Annotated in this window: 18 protein-coding genes; 5 read left to right on the plus strand and 13 right to left on the minus strand. The window is 38.6% G+C overall.

Features of this window, described 5'->3' with window-relative positions; translation table 11 throughout:
- Positions 1-9 precede the first annotated feature (9 nt).
- From AC3M61_RS07690 to AC3M61_RS07700, 3 genes are all read right to left on the minus strand, one after another.
- Positions 10-4,320 (minus strand): beta-alanine-activating enzyme beta-propeller domain-containing protein, encoded by a 4,311-nt coding sequence (locus tag AC3M61_RS07690; protein WP_500780289.1) that lies wholly within the window; start codon positions 4,318-4,320, stop codon positions 10-12.
- Positions 4,321-4,500: 180 nt separating this feature from the next.
- A complete protein-coding gene (locus AC3M61_RS07695) occupies positions 4,501-5,565 on the minus strand; it encodes a PP2C family protein-serine/threonine phosphatase (protein WP_500780290.1) in 1,065 nt (354 codons plus the stop codon).
- 28 nt (positions 5,566-5,593) lie between these two features.
- A complete protein-coding gene (locus AC3M61_RS07700) occupies positions 5,594-6,868 on the minus strand; it encodes a S41 family peptidase (protein WP_500780291.1) in 1,275 nt (424 codons plus the stop codon).
- A gap of 149 nt (positions 6,869-7,017) precedes the next feature.
- On the opposite strand from AC3M61_RS07700, the gene AC3M61_RS07705 reads away from it, so the two are divergent.
- The gene (locus AC3M61_RS07705) at positions 7,018-7,692 is read left to right on the plus strand and encodes a phosphatase PAP2 family protein (RefSeq protein WP_500780292.1); all 675 of its coding nucleotides are present in this window, start codon (positions 7,018-7,020) and stop codon (positions 7,690-7,692) included.
- A gap of 35 nt (positions 7,693-7,727) precedes the next feature.
- Positions 7,728-8,702 carry an alpha/beta hydrolase family protein gene (locus tag AC3M61_RS07710; protein WP_500780293.1) on the plus strand — a complete coding sequence of 325 codons (975 nt, stop codon included), beginning with the start codon at positions 7,728-7,730 and terminating at the stop codon, positions 8,700-8,702.
- 38 nt (positions 8,703-8,740) lie between these two features.
- Here AC3M61_RS07710 and AC3M61_RS07715 read toward each other — a convergent pair whose 3' ends face one another.
- The 10 genes from AC3M61_RS07715 to AC3M61_RS07760 all read right to left on the minus strand — a co-directional run bounded on the left by AC3M61_RS07715 (position 8,741) and on the right by AC3M61_RS07760 (position 17,119).
- A complete protein-coding gene (locus AC3M61_RS07715; RefSeq protein ID WP_448378159.1) occupies positions 8,741-8,896 on the minus strand; it encodes a hypothetical protein in 156 nt (51 codons plus the stop codon).
- Between the two features lie 134 nt (positions 8,897-9,030).
- Entirely contained in the window at positions 9,031-10,395 is a 1,365-nt protein-coding gene (locus AC3M61_RS07720) for an NCS2 family permease (protein WP_500780294.1), read from the minus strand.
- A 92-nt stretch (positions 10,396-10,487) separates the two neighbouring features.
- On the minus strand, positions 10,488-10,715 hold the full coding sequence (locus tag AC3M61_RS07725; RefSeq protein ID WP_014451190.1) for a hypothetical protein: 228 nt from the start codon (positions 10,713-10,715) through the stop codon (positions 10,488-10,490).
- Between the two features lies 1 nt (position 10,716).
- Positions 10,717-11,847, minus strand: coding sequence for a DegT/DnrJ/EryC1/StrS family aminotransferase (locus AC3M61_RS07730; protein WP_500780295.1), 1,131 nt, complete (start codon positions 11,845-11,847; stop codon positions 10,717-10,719).
- 20 nt (positions 11,848-11,867) lie between these two features.
- Positions 11,868-13,064, minus strand: a complete 1,197-nt coding sequence (locus AC3M61_RS07735; RefSeq protein WP_500780296.1) for a hypothetical protein — start codon at positions 13,062-13,064, stop codon at positions 11,868-11,870.
- Positions 13,065-13,095: 31 nt separating this feature from the next.
- Positions 13,096-13,752 carry a RadC family protein gene (gene radC, locus AC3M61_RS07740; RefSeq protein WP_500780297.1) on the minus strand — a complete coding sequence of 219 codons (657 nt, stop codon included), beginning with the start codon at positions 13,750-13,752 and terminating at the stop codon, positions 13,096-13,098.
- Positions 13,715-14,356 (minus strand): Maf family protein, encoded by a 642-nt coding sequence (locus AC3M61_RS07745; RefSeq protein ID WP_500780298.1) that lies wholly within the window; start codon positions 14,354-14,356, stop codon positions 13,715-13,717. Before AC3M61_RS07745 ends, radC begins: the two co-directional genes overlap by 38 nt.
- A gap of 17 nt (positions 14,357-14,373) precedes the next feature.
- Positions 14,374-15,312 carry a ribonuclease gene (locus AC3M61_RS07750; protein WP_500780299.1) on the minus strand — a complete coding sequence of 313 codons (939 nt, stop codon included), beginning with the start codon at positions 15,310-15,312 and terminating at the stop codon, positions 14,374-14,376.
- Positions 15,313-15,330: 18 nt separating this feature from the next.
- Complete coding sequence (locus AC3M61_RS07755) at positions 15,331-15,948, minus strand: MBL fold metallo-hydrolase (protein ID WP_500780300.1); 618 nt, start codon at positions 15,946-15,948, stop codon at positions 15,331-15,333.
- A 34-nt stretch (positions 15,949-15,982) separates the two neighbouring features.
- The gene (locus AC3M61_RS07760; protein ID WP_500780301.1) at positions 15,983-17,119 is read right to left on the minus strand and encodes a CD0519/CD1768 family membrane protein; all 1,137 of its coding nucleotides are present in this window, start codon (positions 17,117-17,119) and stop codon (positions 15,983-15,985) included.
- A gap of 211 nt (positions 17,120-17,330) precedes the next feature.
- Between AC3M61_RS07760 and rnr the strand changes: the two genes are divergently transcribed.
- Genes rnr through AC3M61_RS07775 form a run of 3 tightly spaced genes read left to right on the plus strand, consistent with a single transcriptional unit; the run spans position 17,331 to position 22,310 of the window.
- Positions 17,331-19,637, plus strand: coding sequence for a ribonuclease R (gene rnr, locus AC3M61_RS07765; protein ID WP_500780442.1), 2,307 nt, complete (start codon positions 17,331-17,333; stop codon positions 19,635-19,637).
- Complete coding sequence (gene ligA / locus AC3M61_RS07770) at positions 19,585-21,603, plus strand: NAD-dependent DNA ligase LigA (protein WP_500780302.1); 2,019 nt, start codon at positions 19,585-19,587, stop codon at positions 21,601-21,603. The genes rnr and ligA overlap by 53 nt, the downstream gene beginning before the upstream one ends.
- Positions 21,600-22,310, plus strand: a complete 711-nt coding sequence (locus tag AC3M61_RS07775) for an IspD/TarI family cytidylyltransferase (protein WP_500780303.1) — start codon at positions 21,600-21,602, stop codon at positions 22,308-22,310. The genes ligA and AC3M61_RS07775 overlap by 4 nt, the downstream gene beginning before the upstream one ends.
- Position 22,311: the final 1 nt, after the last annotated feature.

The following is a 22,311-nucleotide window of genomic DNA, read 5'->3' on the forward strand; positions in this document are numbered from 1 at the left end:
GTTTCAGATTTACCATTTTACAAACACCAGGATTCCATATTCGCTTGAATTTCCGACAATGTCGTAAGCAACGGCCTTAATTGTGACTGCACCGTCCGATACACCATACTTATCCCCAGACCTTCCTGTGTTTAGGTTATTTGCTCTGTCTTTGGGCCAAGGTGTGTTAGCCAATCCAAATGATGTTGTGTAAAGTGCGTAAAGGTGGTTGTCATCGCTTCCAAAATATATTACACCATCTTTACTAATTGTCAGACCGGAAGCTATATCCTCACCTGCTTGGAATCTCCATTTGAACTTTCCGTCTGAAGTTATCGCGTACAAATTGTTATCGTTGCTGCCTATGTATATAACACCATCAGCACCAATCAATGCGGAGGAAGTTATTGAATCTCCAGTTCTGAGTTTCCACTTCAACTTTCCATCAGGTGATACAGCATAGAAATGGTTGTCTGCACTACCGAAATAAATAGTGCCGTCAGGTCCTATCGCCGGACACGAGAGTATTTCTCCGTTTGTTTTGAATTTCCATTTCAGGTTTCCGTTTGGTGAGATGGCATATAGATTGGTATCTCTGCATCCTATATAAATTGTGCCGTCGGCTCCAATAGCAGGTGAAGCCAAGATTTCACCATCCATTTTGAATTTCCATCTGAGCTTTCCTGTGGGTGAAATTGCATATAAGTGCTTGTCGGTGCTTGCTACGTATATGGTGCCGTCGTTACCAATCGCTGGGGAAGAGTAAATCCAATTTCCAGTTTGAAATATCCATTTCAGTTTTCCTTGTGGTGTGAGTGCATATACGTAACTGTCTTTACTTGCAAGGTAGATTGTTCCGTCGGGAGCTATAGCAGGTGATGACCAGATTTCATAGCCAGTTTTAAATTTCCACTTTAGCTTACCATCTGGTGTAACAGCATAAAGATAGCTATCGCTACTTCCAATGTATATTGTGCCATCGTCACCTATAGCGGGCGATGACCAAATCTCATAGCCAGTTGGAAATTTCCACTTGATTTCTCCATCAGGAGATACTGCATATAGGTAACCATCAAGACTTCCAATGTAGATTGTTCCATCTTCAACTAAAGCGGGGGTTGAGAGTATGTCACCGTTGGTTTTTATTTTCCACTTGAGCACACCTTCACGGAGGTTTAAATTGAATTCGTAAGGTTCAGAGGTTACCTCACTTATTTTCTGTCCGGCAACGTACAACTCAACTTTGGAAACTCCGTTTTCGTCATTTGCTGTTACAGCAATCCTTGACTCTTTCGTTATTGTTGAACCATCTGTCAAATCTATAAATGATAATTTCGGAGGAGTTCTATCGATGATGAGGGTTATGTATTTTTCTGATTTGTTCCCATACTTGTCCTGCGCAATTACTTTTAATGTATATGGTTTTTCTTCATATTCTGAAGTATTGATGTTCAAAAGTGCAAATCCTGCGTTAGTTTCGTGGACTTTTTGTTCTTCAAGATACGTTTCCAGTTTTCCTATTCCGCTTTTATCAAATGCGTAGGTAGTTATTTGAACATTTCCAGTGACTACTGTTCTGTCATTGTACGGTGAGATGTAAACCTGTGGTTCTGTGTTGTCTGTTTTAACAAATACCCTTTGCTTGTTTTTGTTCTCCGCAACGTCGTAAGCAACTACGGTTAGTTCCAATTTGATTCCTGAATAGTCAAGTTCATCGAGGATATTTGCCGTATTTGCGAGATTTCTGCCAAGCTTGGGCCAAGGACTTGCTGCTAATCCCAACGAAGAAGATTGAATTGCAAACAAATAACCATTTGAACCTGAGATGTACAACCTACCGTCATCATTAATTGTCGGAGACATCAAAACTCCTGCGTCTTCTTCAAGTTCTAAAACCCATTTCTTTTCACCTGAAACAGTTATCGCATATAGATACTTGCCGGCTGTAACATAGATTAAATTATCAACGCCAAGCGTAGGGGATGAAGTAACGGGGTTATCAGTTTCAAATTCCCACTTTAGCTTTCCATCTGGTGAAATTGCATAGAGTTTGTCGCTGCTTATATAAATCGTTCCATCTGGACCAATTACTGCTGAGTATTTTGGAGTACCATGTGTCTGAAATTTCCATTTGAGTTTTCCTTCTGACGTGATTGCGTAAAGGTATTTATCACTACTTGCAATAAATATGCTACCATCAATACCTAGTGCTGGAGATATGGCTATTTCACCTTCCGTTTTAAATTTCCAAAGCAGTTCACCTGTTGGTGTTAGTGCGTACAGATACCCGTCCTTACTAGCGATGTAAATTGTCCCATTATAGTCTATAGCTGGCGACGAAAGAATTTCACCGTTAGTTTGGAATTTCCATTTCAGTTTCCCATCAGCATCCACAGCGTATATGAATCCGTCTTGACTTCCAAAGAAAATAGTACTATCTTCTGTGCTAATGGCTGGTGATGAGTATATTGCATTCCCAACTTTAAAATCCCATTTCAAAGTACCATCTGAGGATAAGGCGTATAGATAACCATTGAGATTCGCAACGTATATTGTTCCATCCTTCGATACTGTCGGTGAAGCATGAACTTTTCCGTTTGTTTGGAATTTCCATTTAGCTTGGCCAGAAGGGGTCACTGAGTACACAAAACCATCATAAGTTCCTATGTACATTGTTCCGTCTCTTGCCAGCGCAGGACTTGCCCATACTTCGCTATTCAATTTTGCCTTCCATATTTCTCTTCCTTCGTTTTCTATGCTTAGGGTTTCTATTTTGGGAATTTGAACAGTGTTTAGGTCGACAACAAATGTGTATGGTGGAGTTAGTTTCTCCGCTATTTTTTGGCTTCCTAAATACAATTCTACTTTGCTGATACCGTTATCATCTTTCGCTTCGGTTTCTATGGTGAACTCCTTCTTTACAAAGTCTCCATCCTTCAAGGTTTTGAAGTAAACAACTGGAGGCACGTAATCCGGCGTGACTTTTATAACTGCTTGTGCCTTGTTACCAGATTTGTTATACGCAATTGCTTTTAGTTCCAAATATGAGCTGATTCCTGAACTGTCACCAAAAAGTGCTGTATTGCAGGCATTTCCCTTGAACTTGGGCCAAGAACTGTTTGCGAGTCCAAACGAAGAAGTTTGAACTGCGTAAATAATTCCATTTGCTGTGGTAAAGTAAATCGTTCCGCCAGGATTTATAGCAGGTGATGAGGTAATGGCGTCAGCTGCTTTGAAGCTCCAGGATAGCTGGCCATCGGATGATAGACAATAAAGGATACTATCGGAACTTGGTACGTAAATCTTGCCATCAGCACCTATTAGTGGAGAGGAGATTATTTCTTTCTCTGTTTTAAATTTCCACTTTACTGTTCCGTCTTGTGAAATTGCATACAGATAGCCATCTTTACTTGTTGTGTAAATCGTTCCGTCGGGTCCTATTACAGGTGAAGAAACGATATCATCACCAGTTTCAAACTTCCACTTCAATGTTCCATCAGGATTGATTGAATAAAGGAAGTTGTCGAGGCTTCCAAAGTAAATTGTGCCATCAGTTGCAATTGCAGGTGAGGAGGTTATATCGTTATTCGTCTTGAACTTCCAAATAAGTTTACCTGAGGGAGTGACTGCGTAAAAGTGATCGTCAGAACCTCCAAAGTATATTGCATTTTCTGTAATAGCCGGTGAAGAGGAAATCCAACCACTGGTCTTAAATTTCCATAAAAGCTTACCATCCTTTGTAACAGCGTAAAAATAGCCATCATAGCTTCCAACATATATCGTGCCATCTTTTCCTATGGATGGAGAAGAAACGATGCGGTCGTTTGTTTTGAATTTCCATTTCAGTGAACCATCTGGTTTTATAGCATAAAGATATGTGTCTGAACTACCGATATATACAGTTCCGTCAGATCCTACTGCAGGTGAAGAAAGAATTGCACCGCCGGTTTTGAACTTCCACTTTATTCTTCCATCAGGGGTAATAGCATACAGGTTAGTATCTTTGGTCGCAACGTAGATTGTTCCATCAGCTGTCAATGCTGGGGAAGATGCTGTGGACTTACCAATTTGAAGCTTCCACTTAAGTTGACCGATGTTAATTGGAATTTGGAACTCGTAAGGTTCTTTAAGTTTTTCCGAAATTTTGAACCCGTTAACGTATAGCTCAACTAATTTAATGCCTTTTTGGTCACCGGCTGAAATATTAACTAAGAACTCGGATGAAACGTAGCTTCCATCTTTAGGAGAGGTAATTTTTACATCGAGTGCGAATGCCAAGATTGAGAAAAAGATTAGCATCACCCTTAGAACTTTAAACCCCGATTTTTGAGAATAGTTCATAACTTCACCCCCTGATTGGATTTATTCCAAATTTAATTAGAAATACAGTATCCCCCTATTTGGCTCTGCATAAAGCAAAGTAATTTACTTATTCGATTAGTCAACTGCTTTACAGTTAGCTTGTGGGCTCCAGATAGTTATTTGAAAGGAAACAGAGCCTGCATTTGTGGGCAAGTATAGTTATTTTTTGAACAATACCATAGTTATATCATCTTCTTGTAAACCTGAAGCGCGCAAATGCAGTGTTTTGAGATATATAGTCGACGTAGTATCATTTGGTGAAATTATATTAAGCAATCCTTGAGTAGTAAGCATCCCTGATTTTGTTTTCATCTCCGTTAATCCATCTGTATACAACAGCAAGTTTCCATCGTTTAGGTTGTAAGTGTTGATGGCGGATTCATCGTATTCTTCGGAGAACCCAAATCCGACGGGTATCACATTTTTCGTTTCAATCAATGTCTTTTTGGTCACGTTTATTGGTGAAGGATGTCCCATGTTGACAAATCTATAAACATCCTCGCTAAGTTGACCGATAATGCCTGTGAGGTATATGCTTTGAAGGCTGAATTTTTTGAGTTCGTTTTCCAGAAGGAACGGTAAACCTTGTAAGGGAGGGTCAAACGCAATTATTGTATCCAAAGTAGTACGAATAAGCATGCTTACAAGTGCAGCAGCTATACCGTGTCCACTTATGTCTATTATACCTACCCAAGGTGGATTGTAATATATCATATCTCCACCAAGTCCAGTGGATGGTCTGTAGAAGAATTCGATATTTTCGGTGTTTTGTGGGACAAAACTTTCTTGAATTCTTATAGCAATAGCCATATCAGCGTCCATTTTTTCGGCATCCGTGAATAATTCAATAGCACCAAGTACTTCGTTTCCCTTTTTTATGGGCAAACCAACAACGGAAAATGGGCGCCTTTTTCCTGATTTGGTAAGCCCGTACACTGCAAAAGGGACTTGAACAGGGATACCATTTTTGATTGATTGATAAAGTGGGCACAGTTCTGTTTTACACACAGGAATACCCGTTCTGTCAACATGGTTCAATACTTGTTCAGCACAGGGTTTACCAACAACTTCTCTTGCTTCGTAACCAGTCAACTTTTTAGCTTGCTTATTCCAAAAAACAATATGTCGGTCTTTATCTACAACATACGCAGCTATTTCTAACTCGTCAAGAAAATCTACAACTTTTGTTTCTTGAAGATACTTTAATATTCTTTCTGAGAACATACTCTCACCTCTAAGATTTTTTGTGACTTTATTTTATCATGGAAATTAATTCTTTAAGCCAGCCTTCATATAACGTTTTGTCGAACAGCTGGCTTTCATCAATTGCCAGATTAACAACTTGAATCTGGTCCTCTTGTAAATTGTTTTCAACGAGTACTTTTGATAATGGCATTACGATATAAGCTCTCGTGTTTGGGAGAATTTTCCAGAATTCATCTGTGTAAAATGAAAGGTCCGAGAAAAGTGAGCCTGTTTCATTCTCTGTTGTTAACACCTTACCAATCCTATTAGTTGCTACAAAAGAAAGCAGAATTTTGTGAGGCGTGTAAAAACAGGAACCGTCTACAAGGAAATAGATGTCTCTGGAAATTCTGGCGATGTCTGGTTCAATGGGAATTTGCTTTTTTTCCACTTGACGGTATTTGTAGCGTGTTATCAATTTTGGATAAAGATAAGTTGGTTTATCTATAAGCTTTGAGATGATGGCTGAGGGGATGGCGGCATCACCATCAGAAGCGTAACGCAAATCGAAAATTACGCTTCCATTCTTTTTTGATAGTTCTTGAAAGATTTCTTCCACAACTTTCATATCTTCTTTTTTTGAAATATCAAAGGTGTTAATCTTTACAACGGTGTATTGTCCCAGGTCGTATAGCTCAACAGGTTTTAAATGCATATCTTTTTGGAAATCCTTAAAGGAAATGGTTTTGATGTAAGATGTACGTTGGGCTAATGAATTGGGTAGCTGGTACTTGATTTGTAAAGTGCTTGCATCGATTATCTTGGGATAGTATGGGAGGAGCTTATCTACAAAAGAGTATACTTGCTGGAAGTTCTCACACATGGGATACAACCTTTTATACTTTTCTAAGATATCTTCGATAGGATAGCCGTTTATCGACAGTATATTTGAACCAACGGGTATTTCACATTTGCTCATTGAGACAACAACTTTTCCATCAACGTATTTAAACCTTAGGGGCAACACTTTGTCTGTAGACTTTAGTGGTATTTCCAAACGAGTTGTGTTGTCTTTAAAAAGCGAAAGGATCGGGTAAATTGTCAGAGCAAACTCGTACGGTGTTTGATGTTTATCAATAAGCAACTTTGTGTTGTTTAGTTCATAGATTAGTTTAGTATCAACGAGGTCAACATGCCTGTCTTTAAGCCATTCTTTGACTACTCCTAGATCAACTTGTAGGGCATATGGGGAGTAACGAAAGTGCTCGTAAGCGTAAATAGCAATGCCACCTATTACGAATACTGCAATGATGAAAATGATAGTAAAATTAATCCCTTTCATTACTTATCACCTCACTTTTAAATCATACTTCTTTTTTTATTATACTACTTTTCAAGCAATTGGGCGAAGTTTGAAATGGGTTTTGGTTGAAAAGTAATAGACAAAGAGTATAATTTTTTTAGGATGCGGTCTGTCAGGAGTGAGATTGAATGGGGAAATTAAAATTTTTAAACACTCATGTTAGGTTTGTAGTAATTTTTTTAGTAATACTACTCAATTTTAACTTATCCTTTGGTCAAAATTGCTGTAGTGCGGATTATTTTGATGAGTTGAGAGTGGACTTAGTGTCTTTATTTAAAACCACAAATTCGCAAATTTACCTGTTCTCATTAGGAGCTTTTAGCTTTGCACTCGACGGTCCTATTAACGAAAGCATTCCAAGGTCAGATTTCCTCGAGGTATTGAACGATATTGATATTTTTGATTTCGCATTAATTTCAGTAGTTGTATCAGGATTGATATTCCCATTTGATAGCTACACAGCGTGGACTGTTATCGAAAGTTTCACAATAAGTGCAATTTTAACAGGAACCATAAAGTTTCTCGTGGGGCGTGCAAGACCTTATGTTAATGGAAATCCTTTCCTTTTTAAATTCTTTTCAATGGAAAACACCTACCAATCATTTCCATCAGGACATACCGCGTTAAGTTGGGCGATATTTACACCTGTCGCTGAAAGGTTCGGAAAGTTTTGGTATGCTGTTCCAACAATATTCTCACTTCAGCGACTTTGGTCAAAAAACCACTGGTTTTCGGATGTTTATTATGGTTTGCTTCTTGGATACACAACAGGACACTCTTTGTACTATTCCAGAAGTGAGTGAACAGATATTTCAAATAATGTTCACCTTTGATGGGGGTGATAGGATTGTTCATCTACGAGTATGATAGGACACTACCGTTTAACCTTAAGGTTGAAAGAACAGAAAAGTATGAACTGCTGTCGTATGATGCAGTGTATGAACCTGATATTCCTGAATCAAAGAGGATTTACACGTATCGTTTCCGTGCAACAAATCCTTGGGCAAAGGTTATATTTTTACACGGAATAGGCAATGGACATATACCCTATCTTATGTGGTTTGGCGAGTATTTTGCTTCGAAAGGTATCGAAACATTTTTTGTGATTCAACCCTATCACATGCAGCGTGCAAAACCTGACTGGAATGGTGGTGAACCGTTCTTTCATCATTCACCGGCACATTGTGTCGTTAGATTTCATCAGGCAGTTAAAGATGTGAGAAGAACTCTCGATTTACTTGAGATGCTCGAAGATGTGAAAAGTCTTCCAACAGGTATCATTGGATTTAGCTTCGGTGGTATGATAACGGCAATGAGTATGGCTTTGGATAAACGATTGGAGGCTGGTATCATCGCATTTTCGGGCGGAGATTGGCGATGGATAAATTGGTATTCACCTTATGTGGAACCAGTTAGGGAAGGATACAAGAAATACAGTAACGAATGGGGATGCAAGGATGAGCAAAAATGCGTCGAACTGAGGAGTGCAAGTAGAAAAAAGGTTCACGCACTGAAAAGTATAGACGAGATATTCTCGCTTACTCCGACGTGTTTTCATTACGACCCCATTTCGTATGCAAAGTTCATTAACCAACCAGTTCTAATGTTCACAGGAGTGTTTGATAAAGTTATACCATCTCAAGCTTCAAATGGTTTTTACAGATTACTACCAAATGCTAAAAAAATACCTGTGCCATCTGGTCACAAGTCATCATATCTTTTTAGAAGGTTCATCGGTAGAGCAAGTGAGAAATTTTTGAGAGACCATCTTATCAAGAACAGAAGCCAAAATGCTGAATTTAATATCGTTTAATGGTTCATTTTTGAGAAGTTCTTTCAAAATGGTTGTTCTTATGGATAACCTTTCAAACGAAGTCCTAAGAGGAACCACAATTTGCTGAGTATTACAACAGTTATAATAAGAATAACGAGCACCGCAACTAGAACACTGCCGTTCCTAAATCTTTTTAATGAGTTCGAGAATAGAGCCTTTTTACGTTTTTTCATGAAAATTTTCCCCCATCCCCGAAACAATGGCAAGACAAAATTTGGGGCTTATGTTCGCTTTTTAGTATACCACACCGTTTCCGTTAAAATGAAACCCCCGACTTTTGAGTCGGGGGCAAGTTTTAAGTGGTATTTTATTCTCTGAAGAACGTCAAGTAGGCAATAAAGAGAATTGCAAGCATCCATGTGAACCAATGAACTTCTTTGCGTTTTCCAGAAAGCGTTTTGACAATAGGATATGTTATTATTCCAAGAGCTATACCGTTTGCAATTGAGTAGGTAAATGGAATCATCGTAAGCGTTACAAACGCAGGAACTGCATCCGTTACATCATCCCACTTGATACTCATCAAGCTCTTGACCATAAGCACACCAACGAATATAAGTGCTGGAGCAGTTGCGGCAGCTGGAATTGTCAAAGCAAGTGGTGAGAAGAATAACATGGCAAGCATGAGTAAAGCAACGACAACTGCCGTTAAACCTGTTCTTCCCCCAACTGCAATACCAGTGCTACTTTCTATGTAAGTTGTAACTGTTGATGTCCCAAAGAGTGCACCCACAACTGTTCCTATAGCGTCTGCAAGATATGCCCTCGTGCCTCTTTCTAATTCTCCATTCTTCTTTGCAAAGCCTGTTCCTTCAGCAAGACCTGTTAGTGTTCCGAGTGTGTCGAAGAAATCAACAAAGAAGAATGTAGCAACAACAACCCAGAAAGTTCCGGAAAGAAGTGTTTGAGCATCGAACTGCAATTTGAAGAAGGTAGGAGATATATCAGGAATTTTTCCTATTATTCCTTGATATTGAGTGACGTTGAAAAGAGGAGTGGCACCAATTATAGTTGTGAGTATTATACCAAGGAGAATCGACCCCGGAACGTTCAATGCAAACAGAACTACTGTTATGAAGAAGCCAAGAATTGCTAATAATGTATCAGGTCTGTTCAAATGTCCAAGTGTGACAGCAGTCACAGGGTCGGGCATCACGATTCCTGCATTTTTAAGACCTATAAGTGCTATAAAAAGTCCAATACCGGCACCTGTTGCTGCTTTTACAGGCTGTGGCACAGCCCTTGCTACAAATGCTCTCGCACCCGTAACTGTCAGAAAAACAAAGATGAGCCCTTCGATAAAGACAGCCGTTAACGCTAACTGCCAGGGAATTCCAAGTTTTAAACAAACCGTGTAGGTAAAATACGCATTGAGCCCCATACCAGGTGCAAGTGCAAATGGATAATTTGCAAAAAGTCCCATGATGATTGTTGCAACAGCACCACCTACGATGGTTGCAACCATAAATGCACCATAGTATGAGTTGTAAAGAGCCTGGTCAATAATCTTCCCTGTTTGGTCAAAGATTCCCGGGACAGCTTGAACGAGGATGGAAGGGTTAACAAAGACGATGTAAGCCATCGTCAAGAAGGTGGTAATACCGGCTACAACTTCTCTGCGAACCGTAGAACCTGCCTGCGAGATACCGAAATACCTGTTAATACTCTCCATACTCTTTTCCCCCCACGCTAAGATTTTGGAAATTTTTGCTGGGAAACTTTTTCTTTTTCTGTCTGTTTCCCAGCTTGGTTTAACCTTTATCCTTATTTCAACTTGATTTTTGTCCTATTCTCAAACTCTACGACAACGCCATCAACTATTATATGGTCAATGTCAGTGCCCTCAACCATTTGAATAATGGCATCTTCAAGGTCCTTTCTTTCTTTGTTAAGTTCTTTGATGGTTTCCTTAACTCGGAGGTATCTTCTAACAAAGTTCTCCAATGTTTGTAAAAATTGTTCTTTCTGTGCATCACTAATAATTTCCGCCATTTTATAACACCTCGCTTATTTTTTCTACTACAAACTGAATTTCTTCATCTGTAAGTTCTGGGAATATCGGGAGTGCAAGTGTTGTCTTTGATAACTTTTCTGCAACAGGAAAATCCCCTTGTTTGTAACCATACTCAGCAAAACATTTCTGTAAATGCAAAGGCAATGGATAGTAAAGCGCTGTTCCAATCTCGTTCTTCGTTAGGTGTTCTCTAACTCTGTCTCTTGTTTTTTCGTCTTCGAATTCAACAACATATTGATGGTAAACGTGGCTTCTGTAACCTTTTTCTTCAACTTTTGGATACTTTATTGGGAGTTTCTTTTCTTCAAAAAGTCGTTGATACGTTTTCGCTATTTCTATTCTCCTTTGTGTCCATTCTTCTAAGTACTTAAGCTTGATGCTCAGTATTGCGGCATGGATTGAATCAAGCCTTGAGTTGTAACCAACCATCTCGTGATAATACTTTTTCTTAGAACCATGTTGTCTAAGCATCCGTGCACGTTCGGCAAGTTGGTCGTCGTTTGTCACTATTGCTCCGGCATCTCCATAAGCTCCCAGGTTTTTAGTTGGGAAAAAAGAAAAAATGCCAATATCGCCAAAAGTACCTGATTTTTTGACAATATTGCCAATTTTCCCTTCGCTTCCTATCGATTGTGCGGCATCCTCCAATATTTTAACATCAAACTTTTGTTTTAGGAAGTCCAATTTTTCAAAATCAACTGTACGACCAAATAGATGGACAGGAATTACAACTTTTATCTTTTCTCTCCTTAACACTTGTTCTACCTGGTTTAGGTCAATATTGTATGTATCGGGTTCAACATCAACAAATACAGGAACACCTCCGTTGCGAACGATACAAGAAGCGGTAGCAAAGAAGGTGTAAGGGGTGGTTACAACTTTTTCACCTTTTTCAATTCCGATAGCATGAAGTGAAATAACAAGAGCATCACTACCGTTAGCTACGCCTATTGCATGTTTAACAGCTAAGTATTCTGCAAGTTCTTTTTCAAACTTTTCAACACTTGGTCCAAGTATGACTCTTCCATCCAAAATAACCTGGTCAATTGCATCCAAAACTTCTTTTCTTATTTTTTGATACTGTCTTGTTAGATCGAAAAGCGGGACCATATGAATACCTCCTCAAGACCTTATCGTTTTGATGAATAGTTAATTTTGCAATGTTCTTCTGAGAAAATAAGCCTTACAAATTCGGTGTTCCGGAAGTTTACATAAATATCGTATCCCGGATTCTCTTCAATAAACTCCAAAATACCCTTATTCTCGCTAACTGGTTGGAAGCCAGTTGGCACACGGATGAACTGTTCCATCCCTATTTTGGATTGCTTTAATGGTTTGGCGTAAATTTTATATTCACTAACCTGAACCTCAAAAACTTTTAAATACTGTTCGGCGATAGTTCTATTTTTCATATTGTAATAAAGCATTCCTAAAAACAACTTACCTTCAGGAGTCTTTTCAAATTTTCTTATTTTGTTTAAGTCAACTTGATACCCTGCCAAAAATCTCCTTGCTTCGATTGCTAACTGACCAAATACACACCATTCAGGTGCAGTTATACTTTCACCTCTGAGATAGGCTTTGTGAACATTCAAACACGTATGATTTTGGATAGGATAATCTCTGTTACTATCGATGTAAACACCAAGGAGAACAACTAACGTAGCAAATCCTTTTTCACGTACAGCAACGTTTAAGGTTTCTTCGGTTGCCTTGTTAAGATACATTTCGTAAACAAGGTTCCATATTGATGATTTTCTCGCTAACAACGCTAATATTTTCTCTATTCCATCGGCTGTCCCCTTTAATAGTTCTCTTTCAAGCAAAAGCAGTAATGGGTAAATCTGCTCTGGATTGTTCTTTAAAAATGTAATAGCCTCTTGTGATATATCTTCTCCGTTGTACATAGCTGATAAAAGCCTGTTATAATTGGCTTCAATCCCACTTGCTTGTTGGAAAGATTCTTTAGCCTTTGATATACTTCCTTCAAGCAAGCAAATTAAACCTTCGTAGATAATCTTCCAGTTCATATTTGTGGCTCTCGTCATGAAAGTTCTAAGAGTCTTGATTACATCATCTATGCTTGCATCATAGTCTTGAAAGTTTATATCGTAAAGTGTTAGACTTTTGTCTTCGGACAAGTGAGCTGTGGTAACAATACTTTCTCGAAGTTTTTTGATAGTTTCTTTGTCAACAGTAGATGGCTTCTGCTTATCTGTCTTCTTTTCCTTAATCAACCCTTTCTTTTTCAAGTCTTTTTCGAGTTCTTCTTTAAGTTTCATAATGTTTTTCAACTTATCATCTTCTTTTTCGAAACCGCCAATCATATTATCACCTCTTAAGGTTTCCTGAATTGTCTTACTTCAATCGTTGCACGATACTGTAGTATGTGCTTCCTATAATTACGTGGTCGTGAACGGTTACACCTAGGACTTTACCAGCTTCTATCAGACGTTTGGTAATTTCTATATCATCTGCACTCGGAGTAGGGTCTCCTGATGGATGATTGTGGACTATAATTACCCCGTGAGCATTTCTCACAAGTGCTTCTCGAAATACATCACGTGGGTGGGCAATTGATGTCGTTAACGTACCTCTTGAGATATCGGAAGAACCAATTATTCTAAGTTTTGAATCTAAGAATATAACCCTCACGACTTCTTGGGGAAAGTTCTGCATATCTAAACAGTATTGAAAAACTTTTTCTGGAGAATTTAAAGGTCCTTCCGAACTCTTTACCTCCTCTTTTGCTAAGCGTTTGGCTATTTCTAAAGCAGCTATCAGTGTTACTATCTTCACCATTCCTAAACCTTTTACTTTTCTCAAATCTTGCACCGTAGCCCGCGATAGTTTATATAAGCTTTTCCCATTTTGTTCGAATATTTCTTTTGCAACAGTCAATACATCTTTGTTTTTCGTTCCTGTGCGCAAAAGTATCGCGAGCAGTTCTTCTGTACTGAGGACTTGTGGACCTTCCTTAAGTAATTTTTCCCTGGGACCATTTTCGAGTGGCATATTTTTTGATGACCCCCCTATCCAACAATAGCTGCCAAAGCTTTGGCATTGGTAATCCAACTACATTTGTGTAATCGCCTACGATTCTTTCGATAAAAACGCCACCCAATCCTTGGATACCGTAGGCTCCGGCTTTGTCTAAGGGTTCACCTGTTGATATGTAATATGAAATTTCCCAATCGCTGAGTTCTTTGAACTTAACTTGTGTTTCTTCGAAAAAAGTTATCTCTTCATCTAGTATTTTAACACAGACTCCAGTAAAAACTTTATGCCAATTTCCTGAAAGTTTTCTAAGCATTTTTTCGGCTTCATTTTCGTTGGCGGGTTTCCCAAGGATTTCCCCTTCTAACCATACGATTGTATCAGCTGTTATAATGGCGTCGACCTCGTTAAGCATGAAATGGTATCCATCTTGGTTAGAACTTAGTCTATCAAAAACAGCTTCACATTTCAGTTTGGCAAGTTCTGTAACTATTACTTCTGGATTGTAGATTTTCTCATTAGGTATCTCTTCATCGACATCGGGTTTTACAACCTCAAAAGGCAAACCTAATAATGAGAGTAACTGTATCCGTCTTGGGGAAGAACTACCAAGTACAATCAAATATATACCTCCCTGAACTACAATTTCAAATCATACCAGATATTTCTGATGTTCATATTGTAATCTTTGAACTTATCTTTTGAACATACAACGCCCTTGACCTCTCTTGCAAGTCCTAATATCAGCTCATCTGCCGGTGAATGATAGTAAGTGCGTTTGTAGTTAAAATATCTCGTATGAAACTTGTATTTAGCATTTGCATCGAAAACCAAATAAAATGGAAAGTAAGTTTGGTCTAATTTCGAAATTAATTCCAAAAGTGTATCTATCCTCTCTGGACCCCTAAGTTCAGAAGCAAGAAGTATGTTGTTGCCATCTATAATCACGGGAATTGTTTTTGACTTTGAGTTCAACACTTTCCACACATATGGGTGCACCTTGTTTTTTATCTCACTTTTTTCTATGGGGCTGAGGTAATCAACAAAATCATTTATCCAAAGGTATTCCTCAAGGTTTTCAGGTTTGACTTTGAAAATTGCTTCCTTCACATCTCTTAAGAATGTGTCTTTTTCAATACTTTCCAATGCATACAACTGAAGAAAATTTTCTAATTTCGCTTCTTTAAGCTTTTGGCGCTTTTTTGCAAGAAAAACTTTGTAGTTTTCGACTTTTTCATCTGGGAACGGATACGCGGAAGGCTTTGACCAAAAGAGGATTTCGAAAAGAACATATCGGGAAAGCTTGTTTTTCTCAAACTCTGATATTTTTATCTCAATATTTTCTTGGATTGTAAAAAGGCTGTCGAGTAAGAATGAAAAAATAATAGGATTGATTTTTCTCAATCCTTGCTTGTCTGGATGTTCCAAATTTTTTGTGAGCACTTCAATCTTTGCTTTGTCCAAATTTTTGTAATTCTTCAAGATGTCTACAATAACCTTTCGTTTGACTTCAAGGCTTCGTAATCGCTCCAAGTAAGCTTGGTCGTATATATCTACGTTCCGAAAAGCTTTTGACAAACTACCACTTCCTGGATTTTATTTGAAAAACGGATTTATTTCAAACAATCTTTTTATAGTCACTATTTCCCCGTGTCCTGGACAGATATACCAATCCTCTGGTAGCGTTTTGAAAAGTTCTCTCAATCTTTTTATCGTTGCTGTCATTTGCTTTCTCATTTGCACTTGTTCTGATTTATCTACATACAAATCGACCCTGCCAATCGAATTGGAAAACACAACGTCACCAGTGAAGATAATCCCTTCAAAGATAACTATCCTTGAACCGGGTGTGTGACCAGGCGCAACAACTGTTTGAAAATACTCATCTATATTATACCACTCTACCTCAAAAGCAAAAGGTTCCGTAAAAAATACCGATAAGTTTGATGTTGGATCTGTGAGTGCAATGCTGTCTTCAGGAGAAATGTATATTTTGTCAAAATCAATTTCAGTAAGCCCACTTATGTGGTCATAATGACCATGTGTAATGATGACATCAACTTTTTTGTCTTTACTAACTTTTTTACCTATACCAAATCCAGGGTCTACAAGGTAAGTTATACCATCTAAACTGAATTTATACGTGTTGGTTTCAAACTCTCCAGATGTCTTAAGTATTTCGATTTGGGAAACACTAAGCTTTGCTAGGTTCATCGAATACCCCCTTTGGAAATAGCACTCTTGAATGCTAAAAGAATATTCTGTAGAGAATGTTCGCTGAAAATCCAGCAACTAACCCTCCAATTGTGTGCGAAAGAATAGCTTTGCTTGTAAGGTAACGATAACCCAGGGCATCCATCATGCCAACATGAGTACTAAGGTATCCACTCCAAGTCATCCCAACTGCTGTAAAAACAGCAATATCACTTGGCTTGATAAACCCATGCTCAAGGAACTTGGGAACCAATGCAAGTGCCGCACCTGTTGAACCAAGACAAGTTATTGGGAATGCGATAAGCTGTGGACTATCAAACCCGAAGAGGACTTTGATAGGCCAGTATATGAGCTTTCCAAGCTTATCAAACAGAGCGATACCTTCATACGCAAGCCCTTGGTAGCCCATGGAAGGGTTTTTTGGTCCAAATGTTAGCATCATGACTAAGGTACTTATCACAAGTACGCCTGGAATTATGCCAAGACCTATGTCAACTCCAGTCTTGCCACCATCAAGCATTGCTTCTAAGAACCTTTCGAATACATTTCCTTCTCGAATATCTCGGAAATGAGACACGCTTTTGTCCACTTCTTTGTGCACGCTTCCCAAACGTTTTTTGGTCCATATCGAAAATAATCTAACGCTCACAATGCTTCCAATCAGTGTTCCTATGTTTCCCATAATAACAGCAGGTAATAGATTAACACCAACTTTACCACCTTGGGCAATAAAGAAAGTTGACACTATCATTCCCATTCCAAATGATGTCCCCAGATTACAAAGTAAAGGCTCTTGCCATTTTTCAAAATGTGATATGAACGATTTATCTTTGGCAAGCGCTATTATCGCTGGATTGTCCGAAAAATACGTAGAAATTATCCCCATTGCAGCGATACCTGGGAGACCATACAAAGGACGCATAAGTCTATCGAGTAGTAAATGAATCCAATGAACAATTCCAAACTCGTAGAGCAAACTGGCAAAAGCTCCTGTTAATACTGCCACAGCCATTATAAAAAAGACAGTGTTCAGCAAAAGGTCATGAGCAGTTGCCATGAGGGTTTTAAAAAAGTTGGCACTGCCCATCACAAATATAAACACCCAGAAAAAAATAATTACTACAGCCAAAAAGACAAAGCTCTCGAGTGAAAAGATGTGTTTCTTTTGCACACGTATACCTCCTTGACTTTTTTAATTTTCTCAAAGTTTCTACTGGAAGTCTATCATCTAAAAAGAACATAGTCAAAAACGTTTTGTTAGGAAAAATCAAGGTCGTTTAGTAATTAATCGTCGTTTGGTATTTAAAGTTTTATGAGATTCAACGCTACTTAGGTATGATATAATTGACAATAGATTAGCAAGGAAAACAATAAAGGAGGGAATTTCTGTGTTAAAAAAATCAGAGTTAAAGAAATTTTTCAAGTCACCCGATTACAGTCCTATGACATTCAAAGAGTTGTCCAGACATTTTGAAGTCACTGACCCGAAAGAAAAGCAAAAACTGAAGGCTATGTTGGAGGATTTGGTAAATCAAGGTTACATATTCAGAGGTGACGATGGGCGATACACACTAACGAAGGGTAATCTGCTTACTGGAATTATTGAATTCACCAGGAGTGGAAATCTGGCTTTTGTGACAACTGATGAAGGTCAGGAAATTGCTGTACCAGTTGAAAAAACGAATTTTGCAATGCACAAAGATAAGGTCTTAGTTCAAATCATAGGGAAATGGTATGAATTACCGGAAGGGCGAGTTGTCAAAGTACTTGAGAGGGGTATCAAGCAATTCGTAGGGGTTTTCGAAACCCGAGGTCAATTCGCATTTGTGATTCCAGATGACCCAAAATTGCCAGTTGAATTCAACGTTCCTATTGAGGAGATAAACGGTGCAAAACCCGGTATGAAAGTTGTTGCCGAGATTATCAGATATCCATCTGCAACAAAATCTCCTCAGGCACGTGTGGTAGAGGTTTTAGGAAGGGTTGAGGACCCCGCTACTGACTTTCCTACAGTTGTGATAAAACACAACCTACCTGTTGAGTTCCCAGAGGAAGTGCTTAAAGAAACGGCGCAACTACCGGATTACGTTCGGGAAGAAGATTTGGAAGGCAGATGGGATTTTAGAAATGAAGTTATTGTCACGATAGATGGACCTGATGCAAAAGATTTTGACGATGCAGTGCAGGTGAAAAAACTTCCAAATGGGAATTACCTTCTTGGTGTTCATATTGCGGATGTGTCACATTATGTGAAACCTGGAACCGCACTTGACAACGAGGCATACAACAGGGCAACAAGTGTCTATTTAGCCGACAGAGTAATTCCTATGCTACCTTTTAAACTTTCTAATGGTCTATGCAGTCTTGTCCAAGGAGAGGACAGGCTTGTTATGTCTTTGATTATGGAAATTAACAAACAAGGAGACGTTGTCGATTACAAAGTTGGAAATGGGGTAATTAGAAGTTACAGAAGACTTGTATATGATGACGTTAATGCTTTCCTTGAAGGAAAACCTGAAGGTGATAAGCTCAAGGATTTGGCTGAACATATATATTTGATGAAGGAATTAAAAGATATCCTAAGAGAAAATAGAAGGAGAAGAGGAGCGATACTTGATATCGAAGGTGATGAAGTAAAGATTATCCTTGATGAGAAAGGACATGCGATTGATATTATTCCAAGAAAACGAGGCGAATCCGAGGTAATCATAGAGGAGTTTATGATTAAAGCAAATGAAACCGTTGCTGAAATATTCCACAACGCAGGCATTCCATTCCTCTATAGAATTCACGAAGAACCAGATTTTGATACAATGCTTCAACTGAAGAATTATCTAAGTGCACTGGGAATTAAAATGAAATTACCACAAAATATACACCCTAAGATTTTGCAAGAGCTTTTGGAAAAAACAAAGGAGCATCCATTAAGAAGCAGTATCCAAAGACTTTTGGTACGTTCTATGAAGCGTGCAATATATTCACCGAGCAATGTTGGACACTTCGGACTTGCATCAGAAGCTTACACACATTTTACATCACCAATACGAAGGTATCCGGACTTGATAGTCCACAGATTATTGAAGATGTACCTCGAAACTGGTGGGGCTATTCCAAAGAAAGAAATTAAGAAGTTAGAAAAATACCTTGCAAAAGCGGCAGTACATTGTAGCAAGAGGGAAAGAGTCGCTGATGAGGCCGAATGGGACTACGAAGCTCTGAAGAAGATTGACTACATTTCAAGACATGTCGGTGAAATATACGATGTTGTCGTCACATCAGTAACAAAATTTGGTATGTTTGTTGAGATACCAGACAAATACATTTCCGGTCTTATCCATGTTTCAACTCTCGATGATTATTACTACTACGATGAAATTAAGAGCTTACTTATTGGTAAGCGCACAGGAACTGTCTACAGAATCGGTGATATGCTAAAAGCCAAAGTAGTAAGAGCAGACAAAGTAAGGATGGAAATCGATTTTGAAATAGCTTCACCTGAGGATTTAAAGAAGATAAAAAAAGATAAGTCAAGTGAAAGTGTAAAAACTGAATCTGACAGTGAAATAGAAAAGCTCCTCGAAGGTGTTAAGATTAAAGAAAGAGGAGCAAAGAAAAAAGGTAAAAGAGGGGATAGAGATGGTTCCGGAAAAAATAAGGGAAGAGGTAGAAAGGCTAAGAAGAGAGATTGAGTATCATAACTATCGTTACTATGTCTTGGCAAGTCCAGTTATCACAGATGAAGAATATGATAAATTGATGCAAAGACTTATTGAGCTTGAAGAGAGATACCCGGAGCTCAGAACACCTGACTCGCCAACTCAAAGGGTTGGCGGTCAACCTATTGAAGGATTTGAAACTGTCGAACACAGCGAACCTATGCTTAGTTTGGATAATACTTACAACGAAGCTGAGATATTGAATTTTCATGAGCGTGTTAGAAAAACTGTAGGTGATGTAGAATACGTTGCTGAACTCAAGATAGACGGGGTTTCAATTGCACTTAGATACGAAAACGGTTTGTTGGTGAGAGCTATCACAAGAGGTGATGGATTAAAAGGCGACGATGTAACAGCCAATGTAAAGACCGTGAAATCTATTCCTCTAAGACTGCCTGAACCGCTAACTATTGAGGTTCGTGGAGAAATTTATATGCCTGTAAGTTATTTCGAAGAATACAACCAGCAGAGGGAAGAAGAAGGGCTAACACCATTTGCAAATCCAAGAAACGCAACGGCAGGAACGTTGCATCTATTGGACCCTGCCGAAGTGGCAAAAAGAAGCTTAGACTCTTTCATGTATTACATTGTAAAACCGCAACAATATGGATTGAAAACTCAATGGGAAGCTTTGGAGTTTCTTAAAAGATTGCATTTTAAAGTGAATCCACATAGCAAGTTGTGTAAATCTATAGAAGAAGTTATAGAGTATTGGAGAAATTGGTCTAAGGAGAGAAGCAAGCTTGAATACTGGGTCGATGGCGTCGTCGTAAAGGTCAACGACTTTGCAAAGCAAAACGAGTTAGGTTGGACTGCGAAGTCTCCTCGCTGGGCAATTGCCTTTAAATTCCCAGCCCAGCAAGCAAGGACAAAGATTATTGGTATTACATACCAGGTAGGTCGAACCGGTGTGATAACCCCTGTGGCAGAATTTGAACCTGTGGAGCTTGAAGGAACTATAATTAAACGTGCTTCTTTGCATAATTTTGACTACATAAAGGAGAAGGATATAAGAATTGGAGATTACGTGTTAATTGAGAAAGCTGGTGGAATAATACCACAAGTCGTTCATGTGGTTAAGGATCTAAGAACTGGTCAAGAGCAACCTGTAACGGTTCCCGATGAATGTCCTGTATGTGGTGGGCCTGTAGGAAAGGAATCGAAGGAGTATGTTGCGTATAAATGTCTCAATCCGCATTGTCCGGCGAAATTGAAAAGGCATTTGGAAGTTTTTGTCTCAAGACAAGCTCTGGACATTCAGGGCTTAGGACCAAAGATTATTTCAAAGCTTGTCGACGCTGGGTTAGTCAAAGACATAGCAGACATATTTTATCTTACCATCTTTGACCTTGCTCAAATCAGTGGGTTGGGTCCAAAGATGATAGCAAATATATTGTCAGAGATTGAAAGGGCTAAATCTGTAAGCCTTGAGAGGTTGATTGTTGGACTTGGAATTCCTGGAGTTGGCGAAAGAACAGCAAAGATACTGGCAAGAAAATTCCGTTCTTTGGAAGAACTAGCAAACGCATCGATTGCAGATTTGCTTTTAGTGGAGGGTATTGGTGAAGATACTGCAAAAAGTATATATGACTACTTCAAACTACCTAAAACAAAGGAAATAATAGAAAAACTTAAAAAAGCTGGGGTAAATATGAAAAGCGACATCGAAGTTAAGGAAGATGTTTTATCTGGATTGACGTTTTGCGTAACGGGAACACTCACAAATTTCTCAAGGGAAGAAATAAAGAAATATATTGAATCCTTAGGTGGACATTATACTGATAACGTCTCAAGAAAAACTGACTACCTAGTTGTTGGTGAAAATCCCGGCAGTAAACTTCAAAAAGCACAAAAATTTGGAGTCAAGACTATAACAGAAGATGAGTTTCTGCAGATGGTTGAGGAAAGAAGAAAGAAAAAGGGTGAACAGCAAAAATGAGTCAAAAGACATACGTTCTCTTAATGTTCGGGGGTGTTGGTTCCCGATTTGGTTGGGATAGACCTAAACAGTTCTACGTTATCGACGAAATTCATAAAAAAACGTTGTTACAGCTCGTTGTTGAAAAGTTTGTAGATTTTAACCTTTTTGATAGAATAGTTATTGTCTGCCCTGAAAAGTACCTTGATGAAACCAAAAAGTTGGTAAGTGAATATGACGGTTCGCTCGATTTTGTAGTTGGTGGAGATACAAGGGAATATTCCGTTTGGAATGGGCTTGTTTTTTTAAAAGATTTTGCAAGTGAGGAAGACATTGTTGTTATCCATGATGGTGCACGCCCTCTTGTAAGTAAAGAAATTGTTCAAAAGAACATCGAGTACGCCAAGCATTATGGTGCTGTAGTAACTGCAATCAATGTAACTGATACGGTTAGTTATTCTGAAAATGGTGAAAGAGTAGATGAAATAATTCCACGTAGTAGGGTATTCGTTCATCAAACACCCCAAACTTTCAAATATCACATCGTAAAGAGCGCAATGGAATCGCACCTCGAAATTCTTCACACATTTACCGATGAAGCATCGATAGTAATATCGGCAGGAACTGACGTTTATTATGTCATTGGAAGTAGGATGAATATCAAAGTTACGACACCAGAAGATGTGATTTTTGTTAAAAGATATTTGAATGATGAACACTCTATCTGAG

Source organism: Fervidobacterium sp. (assembly GCF_059913585.1).